This window comes from Streptomyces sp. DSM 116795, from assembly GCF_055792905.1.
On the sequence record NZ_CM147707.1, the window covers coordinates 1,607,908 to 1,624,903 of the forward strand.

At 65.6% G+C, this 16,996-nt stretch carries 9 protein-coding genes, 1 tRNA gene, 3 rRNA genes and 1 pseudogene; 2 read left to right on the forward strand and 12 right to left on the reverse strand.

From position 1 onward, the window contains the following. Positions 1–30: 30 nt before the first annotated feature. From ACSMXX_RS06795 to thyX, 8 genes are all read right to left on the reverse strand, one after another. Positions 31–103: transfer RNA gene (locus tag ACSMXX_RS06795), tRNA-Thr, on the reverse strand. A 158-nt stretch (positions 104–261) separates the two neighbouring features. Then, positions 262–948, reverse strand: coding sequence for a DegT/DnrJ/EryC1/StrS family aminotransferase (locus ACSMXX_RS06800; protein WP_473183139.1), 687 nt, complete (start codon positions 946–948; stop codon positions 262–264). Between the two features lie 102 nt (positions 949–1,050). Next, a 5S ribosomal RNA gene (rrf, locus tag ACSMXX_RS06805) occupies positions 1,051–1,167 on the reverse strand. Positions 1,168–1,317: 150 nt separating this feature from the next. After that, positions 1,318–4,443: ribosomal RNA gene (locus ACSMXX_RS06810) — 23S ribosomal RNA — on the reverse strand. A 341-nt stretch (positions 4,444–4,784) separates the two neighbouring features. Further along, positions 4,785–6,312 (reverse strand): 16S ribosomal RNA (locus ACSMXX_RS06815). The 16S, 23S and 5S rRNA genes sit together here, the layout of an rRNA operon. A 395-nt stretch (positions 6,313–6,707) precedes the next feature. Next, a complete protein-coding gene (locus tag ACSMXX_RS06820; RefSeq protein ID WP_473183140.1) occupies positions 6,708–8,393 on the reverse strand; it encodes a ribonuclease J in 1,686 nt (561 codons plus the stop codon). Positions 8,394–8,614: 221 nt separating this feature from the next. Next, the gene (dapA, locus tag ACSMXX_RS06825; protein ID WP_473183141.1) at positions 8,615–9,514 is read right to left on the reverse strand and encodes a 4-hydroxy-tetrahydrodipicolinate synthase; all 900 of its coding nucleotides are present in this window, start codon (positions 9,512–9,514) and stop codon (positions 8,615–8,617) included. 203 nt (positions 9,515–9,717) lie between these two features. Then, positions 9,718–10,458, reverse strand: coding sequence for an FAD-dependent thymidylate synthase (gene thyX, locus ACSMXX_RS06830; RefSeq protein ID WP_473183142.1), 741 nt, complete (start codon positions 10,456–10,458; stop codon positions 9,718–9,720). Positions 10,459–10,794: 336 nt separating this feature from the next. Here thyX and ACSMXX_RS06835 point away from each other — a divergent pair, with 336 nt between their 5' ends. Further along, entirely contained in the window at positions 10,795–11,031 is a 237-nt protein-coding gene (locus ACSMXX_RS06835) for a hypothetical protein (protein WP_473183143.1), read from the forward strand. A gap of 186 nt (positions 11,032–11,217) precedes the next feature. After that, positions 11,218–11,799, forward strand: coding sequence for a hypothetical protein (locus ACSMXX_RS06840; protein ID WP_473183144.1), 582 nt, complete (start codon positions 11,218–11,220; stop codon positions 11,797–11,799). Between the two features lie 110 nt (positions 11,800–11,909). Here ACSMXX_RS06840 and ACSMXX_RS06845 read toward each other — a convergent pair. From ACSMXX_RS06845 to ACSMXX_RS06860, 4 genes and pseudogenes are all read right to left on the reverse strand, one after another. Beyond that, positions 11,910–12,341 (reverse strand): annotated as a pseudogene (locus ACSMXX_RS06845) (hypothetical protein); the annotation flags it as partial. Positions 12,342–12,345: 4 nt separating this feature from the next. Continuing rightward, positions 12,346–13,101 carry a 4-hydroxy-tetrahydrodipicolinate reductase gene (dapB, locus tag ACSMXX_RS06850; protein WP_473183145.1) on the reverse strand — a complete coding sequence of 252 codons (756 nt, stop codon included), beginning with the start codon at positions 13,099–13,101 and terminating at the stop codon, positions 12,346–12,348. Positions 13,102–13,196: 95 nt separating this feature from the next. Continuing rightward, positions 13,197–14,519 (reverse strand): M16 family metallopeptidase, encoded by a 1,323-nt coding sequence (locus ACSMXX_RS06855; protein ID WP_473184669.1) that lies wholly within the window; start codon positions 14,517–14,519, stop codon positions 13,197–13,199. Positions 14,520–14,599: 80 nt separating this feature from the next. Next, on the reverse strand, positions 14,600–16,852 hold the full coding sequence (locus ACSMXX_RS06860; protein ID WP_473183146.1) for a polyribonucleotide nucleotidyltransferase: 2,253 nt from the start codon (positions 16,850–16,852) through the stop codon (positions 14,600–14,602). Positions 16,853–16,996 lie beyond the last annotated feature (144 nt).

Below are 16,996 nucleotides of genomic sequence, written 5' to 3' on the forward strand. Positions count from 1 at the left end.
GACGGAAGCCTCTTCAACACACTTGCTCAGAGCCCCAAAACGGAATCGAACCGTTGACCTTCTCCTTACCATGGAGACGCTCTGCCGACTGAGCTATTGGGGCGCGCTTCGGCGTCGGCGATCTTACCCGATGAACGACGCCACTCCGCAAATCGCCTCGGCGTCGGCAACCCCGGCAACCGGCCCTGGCTGTCCCAGGGTTGAGGTGCGCACCTTCGCACGCGGATGGCGAACGTCCGCGAACTCAGCAGGCCGGTCCAGTCAGCAAGCGGAATCCATCAACAGGCCTCCGAGCCCGTTGCAGGCGGAGATCAGGCGATGGAGCTCGCGCTTCGTCATCGACGTCGACACGGGCAACGCGAGCGTCTCGTCCGCCGCACGCTCCGACTCGGGCAGCCACACATCGCTGCGGAACTCCGCGGTGCGGTGGGCCGGGGTCTTGACCGGTACGTAGCAGTCCACACCGCGCGCCCGGAGCGCGCGCTTGAAGGCGTCCCGGTCAGGTCGTCCGTTGCCCGGCACACGCACCACGTACTCGGTGAACGAATGCTGCACTCCGAGGGCGACGGAGGGTATGACCACGCCTCGCAGTCGTCTCTCGAGGTAGTCGGCGAACTGCCGGCGGCGCGCCGCGTCGACGGCGACCACTGAGGGCCCGGGGTCGGGATCCACCACGCGGAGACCCCGCCGTTGCGCGACCTCATGCAGGCACACCATGTCCGCGGGATGACCGAAGAGATGAACGGGCGCGATGGCGACCGTCCGATCCGTGACCGCGGCATCGACTGCCGCCGGGGACAAGCAGAAGCTCAGCGGATCGATGTCCGCGAACACCGGGCGCGCCCCCACCGCCCGTACTGCGCCCGCCACTTCGGCTCCACCGAAGCCCGGCACCACAACCTCGTCTCCGCTGCCTATGCCGACGCCCGCCATCTCAGTCGCGCTCATGGCGCCGATAGTGCGGGCGGAAAATGAACTGCCGGTGACAGCATGAATAAGGGCTGTGGTTCCGAAACTGAACAGTTTCGGAACCACAGCCCTTGAATAATAGTTCGGCGGTGTCCTACTCTCCCACACGCTCCCGCATGCAGTACCATCGGCGCAGTAAGGCTTAGCTTCCGGGTTCGGAATGTGACCGGGCGTTTCCCTCACGCTATGACCACCGAAACACACCCCCCACACAACGGTGGGGGAAACCTGTGTATGTGTGTGTCAGCGCACTCTTCACATATCAACAACCGCCCCGGCTGCCCCTGCTTGGGGGTGTGGGGGTTGTTGTTTCAGATACCGCACAGTGGACGCGAGCAAAAAGAATCTGTGGTCAAGCCCTCGGCTTATTAGTACCGGTCAACTCCAACCCTCACGGGTCTTCCATATCCGGCCTATCAACCCGGTCATCTCCCGGGAGCCTTAACCCCACACAGGGGGTGGGAGTCCTCATCTCGAAGCAGGCTTCCCGCTTAGATGCTTTCAGCGGTTATCCCTCCCGAACGTAGCCAACCAGCCATGCTCTTGGCAGAACAACTGGCACACCAGAGGTCCGTCCGTCCCGGTCCTCTCGTACTAGGGACAGCCCTTCTCAAGACTCCTACGCGCGCAGCGGATAGGGACCGAACTGTCTCACGACGTTCTAAACCCAGCTCGCGTACCGCTTTAATGGGCGAACAGCCCAACCCTTGGGACCGACTCCAGCCCCAGGATGCGACGAGCCGACATCGAGGTGCCAAACCATCCCGTCGATATGGACTCTTGGGGAAGATCAGCCTGTTATCCCCGGGGTACCTTTTATCCGTTGAGCGACGGCGCTTCCACAAGCCACCGCCGGATCACTAGTCCCGACTTTCGTCCCTGCTCGACCCGTCAGTCTCACAGTCAAGCTCCCTTGTGCACTTACACTCACCACCTGATGACCAACCAGGCTGAGGGAACCTTTGGGCGCCTCCGTTACATTTTAGGAGGCAACCGCCCCAGTTAAACTACCCACCAGACACTGTCCCTGATCCGGATCACGGACCCAGGTTAGACATCCAGCACGATCAGAGTGGTATTTCAACAACGACTCCACACCCGCTGGCGCGAATGCTTCACAGTCTCCCACCTATCCTACACAAACCGAACCGAACACCAATATCAAGCTATAGTAAAGGTCCCGGGGTCTTTCCGTCCTGCTGCGCGAAACGAGCATCTTTACTCGTAGTGCAATTTCACCGGGCCTATGGTTGAGACAGTCAAGAAGTCGTTACGCCATTCGTGCAGGTCGGAACTTACCCGACAAGGAATTTCGCTACCTTAGGATGGTTATAGTTACCACCGCCGTTTACTGGCGCTTAAGTTCTCAGCTTCGCCACACCGAAATGTGACTAACCGGTCCCCTTAACGTTCCAGCACCGGGCAGGCGTCAGTCCGTATACATCGCCTTACGGCTTCGCACGGACCTGTGTTTTTAGTAAACAGTCGCTTCTCGCTGGTCTCTGCGGCCACCACCAGCTCCCCCAGCACGTGGGATCACCAGCCGTGGCCCCCCTTCTCCCGAAGTTACGGGGGCATTTTGCCGAGTTCCTTAACCATAGTTCACCCGAACGCCTCGGTATTCTCTACCAGACCACCTGAGTCGGTTTAGGGTACGGGCCGCAACAGCACTCGCTAGAGGCTTTTCTCGACAGCATAGGATCATCCACTTCACCACAATCGGCTCGGCATCAGGTCTCAGGCCCATGTCATGCGGATTTACCTGCATGACGCCCTACACCCTTACCCCGGGACAACCACCGCCCGGGCTGGACTACCTTCCTGCGTCACCCCATCACTCACCTACTACAGACTCGGACCGCCGGCTCCACCACACCCACAGCATCCCGAAGGACACCGCAGGGGGCTTCACGGGCTTAGCATCACCTGATTCAGCGCTGGCGCACTGCCACGGGTACCGGAATATCAACCGGTTATCCATCGACTACGCCTGTCGGCCTCGCCTTAGGACCCGACTTACCCTGGGCAGATCAGCTTGACCCAGGAACCCTTAGTCAATCGGCGCACACGTTTCTCACGTATGTATCGCTACTCATGCCTGCATTCTCACTCGCATACCGTCCACAACTCGCTTACACGGCTGCTTCACCCGGCACACGACGCTCCCCTACCCACCCACACACCCGTTAGGGCTCACATATGAGTGACACGACGTCGGCGGTGTGCTTGAGCCCCGCTACATTGTCGGCGCGGAATCACTTGACCAGTGAGCTATTACGCACTCTTTCAAGGATGGCTGCTTCTAAGCCAACCTCCTGGTTGTCTCTGCGACTCCACATCCTTTCCCACTTAGCACACGCTTAGGGGCCTTAGTCGATGCTCTGGGCTGTTTCCCTCTCGACCATGGAGCTTATCCCCCACAGTCTCACTGCCGCGCTCTCACTTACCGGCATTCGGAGTTTGGCTAAGGTCAGTAACCCGGTAGGGCCCATCGCCTATCCAGTGCTCTACCTCCGGCAAGAAACACACGACGCTGCACCTAAATGCATTTCGGGGAGAACCAGCTATCACGGAGTTTGATTGGCCTTTCACCCCTAACCACAGGTCATCCCCCAGGTTTTCAACCCTGGTGGGTTCGGGCCTCCACGAAGTCTTACCTCCGCTTCACCCTGCCCATGGCTAGATCACTCCGCTTCGGGTCTTGAACACGCTACTAAACGCCCTCTTCGGACTCGCTTTCGCTACGGCTCCCCCACACGGGTTAACCTCGCAACATGCCGCAAACTCGCAGGCTCATTCTTCAAAAGGCACGCAGTCACGACGCACCAAGCAAGCTTGGCACGCGACGCTCCCACGGCTTGTAGGCACACGGTTTCAGGTACTCTTTCACTCCGCTCCCGCGGTACTTTTCACCATTCCCTCACGGTACTATCCGCTATCGGTCACCAGGGAATATTTAGGCTTGACGGGTGGTCCCGCCAGATTCACACAGGATTTCTCGGGCCCCATGCTACTCGGGTGTCTCTCCAACAAGCCGCTCATGTTTCAGCTACGGGGGTCTTACCCTCTACGCCGGGCCTTTCGCATACCCTTCGCCTACACAAACGGTTTCTCACTCGCCTCACAGCCGGCAGACCATGAAAAGAGAGATCCCACAACCCCGTACATGCAACCCCTGCCGGGTCTCACACACATACGGTTTAGCCTCATCCAGTTTCGCTCGCCACTACTCCCGGAATCACGGTTGTTTTCTCTTCCTGCGGGTACTGAGATGTTTCACTTCCCCGCGTTCCCTCCACACACCCTATACATTCAGATGCAGGTGACAGCCCATGACGACTGCCGGGTTTCCCCATTCGGACACCCCCGGATCACAGCTCGGTTGACAACTCCCCGGGGCCTATCGCGGCCTCCCACGTCCTTCATCGGTTCCTGGTGCCAAGGCATCCACCGTGCGCCCTTAAAAACTTGGCCACAGATGCTCGCGTCCACTGTCCAGTTCTCAAACAACAACCAGCCACCCACCACCCACGCCCACAGACGCAGTACACCGGGACCGGCACCAAGAGACCCACGACCACACGGCCGTACTCTCAGACACCCAACAGCGCGCCCGGCCCCCGCCACCGGCCCGTCCTCCGTTCCACACCCCGTCCGAAGACGAGGCAGTACTTGGATGACAGGCCCGCGACAGCAGACCGAATAGTCAACGTTCCACCCATGAGCAGACCACCGTCGGACATTCGCCGACGAAATGGCTCTGGACGGCAGGACCTCCGAACGGGAGGTGAACCCTGTCGCCACATGCTCCTTAGAAAGGAGGTGATCCAGCCGCACCTTCCGGTACGGCTACCTTGTTACGACTTCGTCCCAATCGCCAGTCCCACCTTCGACGGCTCCCTCCCACAAGGGGTTGGGCCACCGGCTTCGGGTGTTACCGACTTTCGTGACGTGACGGGCGGTGTGTACAAGGCCCGGGAACGTATTCACCGCAGCAATGCTGATCTGCGATTACTAGCGACTCCGACTTCATGGGGTCGAGTTGCAGACCCCAATCCGAACTGAGACCGGCTTTTTGAGATTCGCTCCACCTCACGGCATCGCCACTCATTGTACCGGCCATTGTAGCACGTGTGCAGCCCAAGACATAAGGGGCATGATGACTTGACGTCGTCCCCACCTTCCTCCGAGTTGACCCCGGCAGTCTCCCGTGAGTCCCCAGCACCACAAGGGCCTGCTGGCAACACGAGACAAGGGTTGCGCTCGTTGCGGGACTTAACCCAACATCTCACGACACGAGCTGACGACAGCCATGCACCACCTGTACACCGACCACAAGGGGGACCCTGTCTCCAGGGTTTTCCGGTGTATGTCAAGCCTTGGTAAGGTTCTTCGCGTTGCGTCGAATTAAGCCACATGCTCCGCCGCTTGTGCGGGCCCCCGTCAATTCCTTTGAGTTTTAGCCTTGCGGCCGTACTCCCCAGGCGGGGCACTTAATGCGTTAGCTGCGGCACGGACAACGTGGAATGTCGCCCACACCTAGTGCCCAACGTTTACGGCATGGACTACCAGGGTATCTAATCCTGTTCGCTCCCCATGCTTTCGCTCCTCAGCGTCAGTATCGGCCCAGAGATCCGCCTTCGCCACCGGTGTTCCTCCTGATATCTGCGCATTTCACCGCTACACCAGGAATTCCGATCTCCCCTACCGAACTCCAGCCTGCCCGTATCGAATGCAGACCCAGGGTTAAGCCCCGGGCTTTCACATCCGACGCGACAAGCCGCCTACGAGCTCTTTACGCCCAATAATTCCGGACAACGCTTGCACCCTACGTATTACCGCGGCTGCTGGCACGTAGTTAGCCGGTGCTTCTTCTGCAGGTACCGTCACTCACGCTTCTTCCCTGCTGAAAGAGGTTTACAACCCGAAGGCCGTCATCCCTCACGCGGCGTCGCTGCATCAGGCTTCCGCCCATTGTGCAATATTCCCCACTGCTGCCTCCCGTAGGAGTCTGGGCCGTGTCTCAGTCCCAGTGTGGCCGGTCGCCCTCTCAGGCCGGCTACCCGTCGTCGCCTTGGTAGGCCATCACCCCACCAACAAGCTGATAGGCCGCGGGCTCATCCTGCACCGCCGAAGCTTTCCACCACCAGAGCATGCGCCCGGCAGTCCCATACGGTATTAGACCCCGTTTCCAGGGCTTGTCCCGAAGTGCAGGGCAGATTGCCCACGTGTTACTCACCCGTTCGCCACTAATCCCCGGCCGAAACCGGTTCATCGTTCGACTTGCATGTGTTAAGCACGCCGCCAGCGTTCGTCCTGAGCCAGGATCAAACTCTCCGTGAATGCCTCAAAAAGACAGACCACAAAGAGCGGCACAACCAGGAGGAATAATCCCGGCATGCCAGCACCCTCGCTGTCATCAAAGAAATCCACACCCCTCAAAAACCCGGGATGCGGGGTATCAACATATCTGGCGTTGACTTTTAGCACGCTGTTGAGTTCTCAAAGAACGGACGCTTCCATCACAGCCCTGCCACAGGCCACTCCGGGCGCTTCCCTCTCGGTGATTCCAACCTTACCAGGGCCGCTTTCCGAATCCGTTTGCCGGACCCTTGAGTTGACACTGGATGCGGGTCTGCCTTGGCGAAGCTCGCCCGGTACCCGCTGAGTTGGAGCTGTAAACATACTCGAGCGGAGCGCCTGGATGCAAATCGAGGCGCTCCGCTCGTCGTTGGGACTCAGACCTCCACGACCACGGGGAGGATCATCGGGCGGCGCCGGTAGGTGTCGGAGACCCACTTGCCGACGGTGCGGCGTACCAGCTGCTGGAGCTGGTGTGTTTCGGCGACCCCGTCCTGAGCCGACTTGGCGAGCGCCTCGTCGATCTTCGGCACCACCCGCTCGAAGTCGGCGTCGTCGATGCCCGAGCCGCGTGACTGGATGTGCGGCCCGCCGACGATCTTTCCGGTACTACTGTCGACGACGACGAAGACGGAGATGATCCCCTCGTCGCCGAGGATGCGGCGGTCCTTGAGGGAGGACTCCGTCACGTCGCCGACCGAGAGGCCGTCGACGTACACGTAACCGGCGTGGACCTTGCCCGCGATGGTGGCCTTGCCGTCGATCAGGTCGACGACCACCCCGTCCTCCGCGATGACGACCCGCTCGCGCGGCACGCCCGTCTGGGCTCCCAGTTCGGCGTTGGCGCGCAGATGGCGCCACTCGCCGTGCACCGGCATGAGGTTCTTGGGCTGGCAGATGTTGTAGAAGTACAGCAGCTCGCCAGCCGAGGCGTGCCCGGAGACGTGGACCTTGGCGTTGCCCTTGTGCACGACGTTGGCACCCCAGCGGGTGAGGCCGTTGATGACGCGGAACACGGCGTTCTCGTTGCCCGGGATGAGGGACGAGGCGAGGATCACCGTGTCGCCCTGGACGATGCGGATCTGGTGGTCGCGGTTGGCCATGCGGGACAGCGCGGCCATCGGCTCGCCCTGCGATCCGGTGCACACGAGCACCACTTCGTCGTCCGGGAGGTCGTCGAGTGTCTTGACGTCGACGACGAGGCCGGCTGGCACGTCGAGGTAGCCGAGGTCCCGCGCGATGCCCATGTTGCGGACCATCGAGCGGCCCACGAAGGCCACCCGCCGTCCGAACTCGTGGGCGGCGTCGAGGATTTGCTGGATGCGGTGCACGTGGCTGGCGAAGCTCGCCACGATGATGCGTTTCTGCGCACCGGCGAACACCTGCCGCAGCACACCCGAGATGTCCCTCTCCGGCGGTACGAAGCCCGGCACTTCGGCGTTCGTCGAGTCGGAGAGCAGCAGGTCGATGCCCTCCTCGCCGAGCCGCGCGAAGGCCCGCAGATCCGTCAGGCGCCCGTCCATCGGGAGTTGGTCCATCTTGAAGTCGCCGGTGTGGACGACCATGCCCGCAGGCGTGCGGATCGCGACCGCCAGCGCGTCGGGAATGGAGTGGTTGACCGAGACGAACTCGCACTCGAAGGGCCCAATGCGCTCGCGGTGGCCTTCCTCGACCTCCAGCGTGTACGGGCGGATGCGGTGCTCCTGCAGCTTCGCCTCGATCAGCGCGAGGGTCAGCTTGGAGCCGATGAGCGGGATGTCGGCCTTCTCACGCAGCAGGAAAGGTACGCCGCCGATGTGGTCCTCGTGCCCGTGCGTCAGCACGATGCCGTCGATGTCGTCGAGACGGTCCCTCAGCGAAGTGAAGTCCGGCAGGATCAGGTCGACTCCGGGCTGTTCTTCCTCGGGGAAGAGCACGCCGCAGTCGATGATCAGCAGCCTGCCGCCGTACTCGACGACAGTCATGTTGCGGCCGATTTCGCCCAGGCCGCCGAGCGGCGTGATGCGCAGGCCGCCTTCGGCCAGCTTCGGCGGCGGGCCGAGCTCGGGATGCGGATGACTCAAAAGACTCTCCTCACCAGACGCGCGCCACGGCCCCGGCCCTCCGGCATGGGGTATCCCACTGGCCTGCGGCATGGGGGAACCCCACTGGCCTCCGGCATGAGGGACCCCGTGGGACACGTGGCGCGCGCGATATTCGGGATTGGGTTGATGGTTCTTCGCTCGTACTGACTATGTCTGGATTCTTCTGGTGTTGCCCGTTATGGAGTTATGACGTCGGGTGTTCAGATCTGCACGCCGCCGTGCGCGAGGTCGTGCCGCAGCTGCTGCGTCTCCTCCGGGGAGAGCTCGACGAGCGGCATCCGGAGGGGCCCGCCCGGCAGACCGCGGAGGGTGAGGGCGGCCTTCGACGTGATGACACCCTGCGTACGGAACATGCCCGTGAAGACGGGCAGCAGCTTCTGGTGGATCTCGGTGGCCTTGGTCACATCGCCGCTCAGATGTGCCTCGAGCATCGAACGCAGCTCGGGTGTGACCAGGTGACCGACCACCGAGACGTAGCCGATCGCACCGACCGAGAGCAGCGGCAGGTTGAGCATGTCGTCGCCGCTGTACCAGGCGAGTCCGCTGGTGGCGATGGCCCAGCTGGCACGGCCCAGGTCGCCCTTCGCGTCCTTGTTGGCGACGATCCGCGGGTGCTCGGCGAGCCGGACGATCGTCTCGGTGTTGATCGGGACGCCGGAACGGCCGGGGATGTCGTAGAGCATCACCGGGAGATCCGTGGCGTCGGCGATGGCCGTGAAGTGCCGGTACAGGCCTTCCTGCGGCGGCTTGCTGTAGTACGGCGTCACCGCGAGGAGGCCGTGTGCGCCGGCCTTCGCCGCGTCACGCGCGAGCTCGAGACTGTGCGCGGTGTCGTTCGTGCCGGCTCCGGCGACGATGTGGGCGCGGTCGCCGACCGCTTCGACCACTGCTTGCACGAGCTGGGCTTTCTCGACATCGCTGGTCGTCGGGGACTCGCCAGTGGTGCCGTTGAGGATCAAGCCGTCATTGCCGGCGTCCACCAGATGAACGGCGAGCTGCTGCGCACCGTCGAGGTCGAGGGCGCCGTCTGAAGTGAACGGCGTGACCATCGCTGTAAGGACCCGCCCGAAGGGCGTGTGCGGTGTGGAGGTCGGAGCCATAGGGTCCACGCTACTCGCAGCTCGGGCGGTCGTGCCCCCTCGGGGCCATGGTCATGGTCATCCGGCGAGTACGAAGGCGGATTACGCGCTCTTGACGGCGCCCTGGAGCTAGGAGACCCGGCACTGCCTGCTCGGGGGTTCAAGCAGTGCCGGGCCGTGATTTCAGCGTAGACGTACTACACGAAAGCCCGCAATCCGGGCATTTACGGAGCGACGCGGCCGTTGGCGTTGAAGGCCTCATACGTAAGGGGCATCAGCTTCGACCACTGCTCCTCCATCAACTCACCGACCATCTCGATCTCCCGCTGCGGGAACGACGGCACCTTCGCCTGCTCGTGCTGGGTGCGCAGCCCGAGGAAGTGCATGAGGGAGCGGGCGTTGCACGTCGCGTACATGGAGGAGTACAGGCCGACCGGGAGGACGGCGCGGGCCACCTCGCGGGCGACACCGCCCGCGAGCAGACGCTGATAGGTCTCATACGCCTGCCGGCAGGACTCCTCCATCGCGGAGACCGTCAGCTCGTGCTGCTCAGGGGTGCCCTCCACGAACTCGTACTTGCCGGGGCGGCCCTGCTGGACGAGCTTGCGGGTGGGGCCAGGGGTGTAGAAGACGGGCTGGAGCTCGCGGTAGCGACCGGACTCCTCGTTGTAGGACCAGCCGACCCTGTGACGGTGGAACTCCCGGAAGACGAAGAGCGGAGCGCTGATGAAGAAGGTCATCGAGTTGTGCTCGAAAGGGCTGCCGTGGCGGTCGCGCATCAGGTAGTTGATCAGGCCCTTGGAGCGCTGCGGATCCTTGTGCAGCTCCTCCAGGGACTTCTCGCCCCCCGTGGAGACCCGGGCCGCCCACAGCACGTCGGTGTCGGCGGCGCTGTGCTTGACCAGCTCGACGGTCATGTCTCCGCGGAAGCTGGGTGCGGCGGGCTGGTCTGGGGTGTCGGTCACGGGAGGTCCTTCCGTGTGGTGCGGCTTCCGGGCGCGCCCAGCCTACGGCGCACCACCGACAGTCCCCGACCGTGCCCGGCGTGCTTCCCGGGGCTCCGGGCGGCGTCCGGGGACACCTGCCCGTGGACCGCGTTTCCGCAGGCCCGTGCCGTCGCGTACGTACCTTGTGTCCGGACAAAAGGTGCCGTCTGGCGGGATAAGGGGGGTCGCTGCAGGAAGGCCCGTGCCCGCTTGATATTTTTGACGCACGTCCTCTTAGACCCGGCACTTCTGAGCCGCCACGGGCGTTCTACCTACGAAACCTTCCAGAACGATCTCGACAGGAGCCCCCTGCCCATGTTCCGCCGCGGAGAGTCTGTACCGTTCGCGTTCCTCGCCGACGCCGACCGGTTCCGCAGCAATGTCACGCCGCCGCCGCGTGCCCAGCGAAGTGCCGCCGAGAAGGCAGGCAGCGCCCTGTTCGGCCTCACGGTCGTGGCGGGGCTGGTCGGCTCCCTGATTCTGGGCGTTCCCGCCCTCGATCCCGAACGTCAGTCGCAGCACCGCGGGCCCGCCGCCGCAGAGAGCCGCTGACCGAGCCGGGCGTCTCCGGCCGGTGGTCCGTCCGCCGGTGGTCCGCCCGACGCGTCGCCCGAGCCCCCTGGCGGCTGCGCCGCGCCGCGCCGACCTGCCGGGCTGGCCGGGTCCCGCACACCTCGCTAGTGTCCTCGCGCACCACCCGATCCACCCGAACGGGACCGTTCCGAGCGAGGACCACCAGTGCCCCTGCCCTTCATGACGGCCGCAGGACAGTCCGGCGCGGCCGAGCACGCAGACCAGAGCCCGTTGCCGTACGACGCCCGTGAGCGCTGGCGCCGTCCGTACCGTCCCGGCCCCTGGCGGGTCGGGGGCGCGGCGGTGCTGCTGCTGCTCGCCTCGTACATGCTGTTCTCCGCGCTGATCATCGCCCTGGCCGGGGCGATTCCGGGCGCGCTGGTCTGCCTCGGCGCCGCGCTGGCGGTCATCGGGCTCGCGCTGCGGCTCCTGCGGGTGGGCGTGTGGGTCTCGGCGTACGGGCTGCGACGGGTCGGACTGCTGAACACGGTGACGGTGGGCTGGGCCGATGTGGCTGCTGTACGCACGGTGCAGCAGCCGGTGCGGTGGCTGGGGTTCCCGAGGACCGTGCAGGGTCAGGCGCTGGACGTCGTACGGGCCGGCGACGGTGAGCCGCTGCGCACGCTGCTCACCGACCACAACGCGGATTTCCTCGCGCGGCCCGAGGCTTTCGACCGTGCCGCCGACGTCATAGAGAGCTGGGCGGCCGAGTCACGGCCCTTCGCGGAGGGAACGGCGCTCCGCTAGAGGGCGTCGCCGCTGCCGGCGTGCCCGCTCGCGGGGCCGTCCCGCCGGTCGTGCTGTTCGTGCCGTTCCTGCCGTTCGTGCCGTTCCTGCCCGGCGTACTGGTCCTGCCTGTCGTGCAGCTGGATGGCGTGCTGCATGGCCTTGCGGGCCCGGGGAGTGTCGCCGGCGTCGCGGTAGGCGACGGCGAGCCGGAACCAGCGGCGCCAGTCGTCCGGTTCGCGTTCGGTTTCGGCCTTTCTGCGGGCGAACACCTCGTCTGCGGAGTCCCTGTCGATGCGGCCCGACGGAGTGCGCCGCAGTTCGTCGGCGGGCAGCCCACCCTCCGCCTCCAGTTCCCGGGCCAGCCGCTCGGCCTTCTGCGCGAAGCGGGTGGTCTGCCACAGGAACCAGACGCCGATCAGCGGCAGGACGAGAACGGCGAGGCCCAAGGTGACGGTGAGCGGCGTGCCCTGCTCGATCAGCAGCACTCCGCGGCTGCCTGCCAGCACGAAGTAGGCGACCAGCACGGCGGCCAGCAGGAAGTACGTGATCTTCGCCCGCACGCCGTCACCTGTCCAGGTCGAGGAAGTGCTCCAGACCGTAGGTGAGTCCAGGCGTGGAGACGATGCGGCGCACTCCCAGCAGCACACCCGGCATGAACGAGCTGCGGTGCAGCGAGTCGTGCCGGATGGTGAGGGTCTCCCCCTCGCCGCCGAGCAGCACCTCCTGGTGGGCGACGAGGCCGCGCAGCCGTACGGCGTGCACCGGGACACCGTCCACGTCCGCGCCGCGTGCACCGTCCAGGGCGGTGGAGGTGGCGTCGGGCTGGCCGGGCAGGGCCGCTTCCTCGCGGGCGGAGGCGATGAGCTGTGCGGTGCGTACGGCCGTGCCGCTCGGTGCGTCCGCCTTGTCGGGGTGGTGCAGCTCCACGACCTCGGCGGATTCGAAGAAACGGGCGGCCTGCTGTGCGAACTGCATGGTCAGCACCGCGCCGATGCCGAAGTTGGGCGCGATGAGGACGCCGGTGCCCGGCGAGGCCTCCAGCCAGCCCCGTACGGCGGCGAGGCGCTCGTCGGTCCAGCCGGTGGTGCCGACGACGGCGTGGATGCCCGCCGCGACGCAGTGCTCGAGGTTGCCCATCACGGCGTCGGGGTGGGTCAGGTCGACGGCGACCTGGGCGCCGGAGCGGGTGAGGCCGTCGAGGCTGTCGTCGCGGTCGAGGGCGGCGGCCAGTTCCATGTCGCCGGCGGCTTCGACGGCCCGTACGGCTTCTGAGCCCATCCGTCCTTCGGAGCCGAGGACGGCCACGCGCAGCTTGCTCATCGTTTCGTTCCTTCGTGACTGCCCGGGCCGGTGCGCGGCCGGCGGGTCTGTGGCGGGAGACGTGAGTGGGAGGGCGGGAGTGGGAGGGGCGGGTGTCAGGCCACCGCGTCGTGCAGCTGGGATGCCTGACGGTCGGTGAGCGGCCCGATGACGGCGAGCGAGGGGCGACGGGCCAGCACGTCGCGGGCTGCTTCGCGTACGTCGTCGGGGGTCACGGCGGCGATTCTGGCCAGCATCTCGTCGACCGAGAGCTGTTCGCCCCAGCACAGTTCGCTCTTGCCGAGCCGGTGCATCAGTGCGCCGGTGTCCTCCAGGCCGAGCACCGTCGCGCCGGACAACTGGCCGATGGCACGGCGCAGTTCGTCGTCGGGCAGGCCGTGCCGTGCGGCCTGGTCCAGCTCGTCCCGGCAGATCTTCAGCACGTCGGAGAGCTGGCCGGGGCGGCAGCCCGCGTAGACGCCGAAGACGCCGCAGTCGGCGAAGCCGGAGGTGTAGGAGTACGTGCTGTAGGCCAGGCCGCGCTTCTCCCGGATCTCCTGGAAGAGGCGGGAGCTCATCCCGCCGCCGAGCGCGGCGCTGAGCACCCCGAGGGCCCAACGGCGGTCGTCGTTGCGGGAGTAGCCCGGCATTCCGAGTACGAGATGGGCCTGTTCCGTGCTGCGGTCGGCGATCTCCACGCGGCCGCCGGCGCGCAGGGTGCGTGCGCCGGTGCGCGGGCCCACGGGCTCGCTGCCCTCCGTACGGTCGAGGGCGCCCGCCCTGTCGAAGGCCGCACGCACCTGCCGCACGACGGTGTCGTGGTCGAGGTTGCCGGCGGCGGCGACGACCAGGTGGGGCGCGTCGTAGTGCTTGCGGTAGAAGCGGGCGAGACGCTCGCGCGTGAAGCCGTTGACCGTCTCGACGGTGCCCAGGACGGGGCGGCCGAGCGGTGAGTCGCCCAGCAGTGCGCGGGCGAACAGGTCGTGCACGCAGTCGCCGGGGTCGTCCTCGGTCATGGCGATCTCTTCGAGGATGACGCCCCGCTCGGCCTCGACCTCCGCGGCGTCCAGCACGGAGCCGGTGAGCATGTCGCCGACGATGTCGATGGCCAGCGGCAGGTCGGAGTCGAGGACACGTGCGTAGTAGCAGGTGAACTCCTTGGCGGTGAAGGCGTTCACCTCACCGCCCACCGCGTCCAGCGCGGCCGAGATGTCGAGGGCGCTGCGCCGCCTGGTGCCCTTGAAGAGCAGATGTTCCAGGTAGTGGGTGGCGCCGCCGAGCGCCGGCGTCTCGTCCCGGGAGCCGACGTGCGCCCAGATGCCGAGCGTCGCCGAGCGGACGGTGGGCACCGTCTCGGTGATGACGCGAAGTCCGCCGGGCAGGACCGTCTTGCGGACCTCGCCCCCGCCCACTGCGGTCGGGCGGCCGCCGCCAGACATCGCGTTCACTCCCGATGATGTACGGGCGACGGCCCGCCCCTCCTTGGTGGTGGGGCGGGCCGTCGCACGGTGCGCATGTGTCACTGGTCGTCCGCGGCGGCGTCGGCCGGCGCGGAGTCCTTCTGATCGGAACCGCCGGATCCCTCGGCCTCCTCGTCCTCGAGGACGGGGATGAGCGAGAGCTTGCCGCGCTGGTCGATCTCGGCGATCTCGACCTGGACCTTCTGGCCGACACCGAGCACGTCCTCGACGTTCTCCACGCGCTTGCCGCCGGCGAGCTTGCGGATCTGCGAGATGTGCAGAAGCCCGTCCTTGCCGGGGAGCAGCGAGACGAAGGCGCCGAACGTGGTCGTCTTCACCACCGTGCCCAGGTAGCGCTCGCCGACCTCGGGCATCGTCGGGTTTGCGATGCCGTTGATCGTGGTGCGGGCGGCCTCGGCGGCAGGGCCGTCGGCGGCACCGATGTAGATGGTGCCGTCGTCCTCGATCGTGATGTCGGCGCCGGTGTCCTCCTGGATCTGGTTGATCATCTTGCCCTTGGGGCCGATGACCTCGCCGATCTTGTCCACGGGGATCTTCACGGTGATGATCCTCGGGGCGTTCGGGGACATCTCGTCCGGGACGTCGATGGCCTCGTTCATCACGTCGAGGATGTGCAGACGCGCGTCGCGGGCCTGCTTGAGCGCCGCGGCGAGCACGGACGCCGGGATTCCGTCCAGCTTCGTGTCGAGCTGAAGGGCCGTGACGAACTGGCGGGTGCCGGCGACCTTGAAGTCCATGTCGCCGTAGGCGTCCTCCGCACCGAGGATGTCGGTGAGAGTGACGTAGTGCGTCTCGCCTTCGATCTCCTTTGAGATCAGGCCCATGGCGATGCCGGCGACGGGGGCCTTGAGCGGCACACCCGCGTTCAGCAGCGACATGGTCGAGGCGCAGACCGAGCCCATGGACGTCGACCCGTTGGAGCCGAGCGCCTCGGAGACCTGACGGATCGCGTACGGGAACTCCTCGCGCGTCGGCAGCACCGGCACGAGCGCACGCTCGGCGAGGGCGCCGTGGCCGATCTCGCGACGCTTGGGGGACCCGACGCGGCCCGTCTCACCGGTGGAGTAGGGCGGGAAGTTGTAGTTGTGCATGTAGCGCTTGCGGGTCACCGGGGAGAGGGTGTCCAGCTGCTGCTCCATGCGCAGCATGTTCAGCGTGGTCACGCCGAGGATCTGGGTCTCGCCGCGCTCGAAGAGCGCCGAGCCGTGGACCCTCGGGATCGCCTCGACCTCGGCGGCGAGCGTACGGATGTCCGTGACGCCGCGGCCGTCGATGCGCTTCTTCTCACGGATGACGCGTTCGCGGACCAGCTCCTTGGTGAGCGTCCGGTACGCGGCGGAGATCTCCTTCTCGCGGCCCTCGAACTGCGGGATGAGTTTCTCGGCGGCGAGGCTCTTGACGCGGTCCAGCTCGGCCTCGCGCTCCTGCTTGCCGGCGATGGTGAGGGCCTGGGCCAGCTCGTCACGTACGGCCTCGGTGAGGGCGTCGAGCACGTCGTCCTGGTGGTCCAGGAAGATCGGGAACTCGGCGACGGGCTTGGCGGCCTTGGCGGCGAGGTCGGACTGGGCCTTGCACAGCACCTTGATGAAGGGCTTTGCGGCATCGAGGCCGGCGGCGACGATCTCCTCGGTGGGAGCCTCGGCTCCGCCCTTGACCAGCTCGACGGTCTTCTCGGTGGCCTCGGCCTCGACCATCATCACCGCGACGTCGCCGTCAGGGAGGGTGCGGCCGGCGACGACCATGTCGAAGACGGCGTCCTCCAGCTCGGTATGTGTGGGGAACGCCACCCACTGGCCCTGGATGAGGGCGACGCGGGTGCCGCCGATGGGGCCGGAGAAGGGCAGGCCCGACAGCTGCGTGGAGCAGGAGGCGGCGTTGATGGCGACCACGTCGTAGAGGTGGTCGGGGTTGAGCGCCATGATCGTCTCGACGATCTGGATCTCGTTGCGCAGGCCCTTCTTGAAGGAGGGGCGCAGCGGGCGGTCGATCAGGCGACAGGTGAGGATCGCGTCCTCGGAGGGGCGGCCCTCACGGCGGAAGAAGGAACCGGGGATCTTCCCGGCTGCGTACATCCGCTCCTCGACGTCGACCGTCAGCGGGAAGAAGTCGAGCTGGTCCTTGGGCTGCTTTGAGGCCGTGGTGGCCGACAGCACCATGGTGTCGTCGTCCAGGTATGCCACGGCGGAGCCGGCGGCCTGCTTGGCCACCCGGCCCGTCTCGAACCGGATGGTGCGGGTGCCGAACGTGCCGTTGTCGATAACGGCTTCGGCGTAGTGGGTCTCGTTCTCCACCAGGGATATCTCCTCGTCTGCGTCCGGCGCCCGTGTGGCGGCGGACCGGCTGCGGAGGAGCGCTCCGTTTGCGGGCCGGTCTTCGATCGAAGCACCCGGAACTTCCTTGTGTCCGGGGGCCACTACCGAGGACCGGCGACGGCG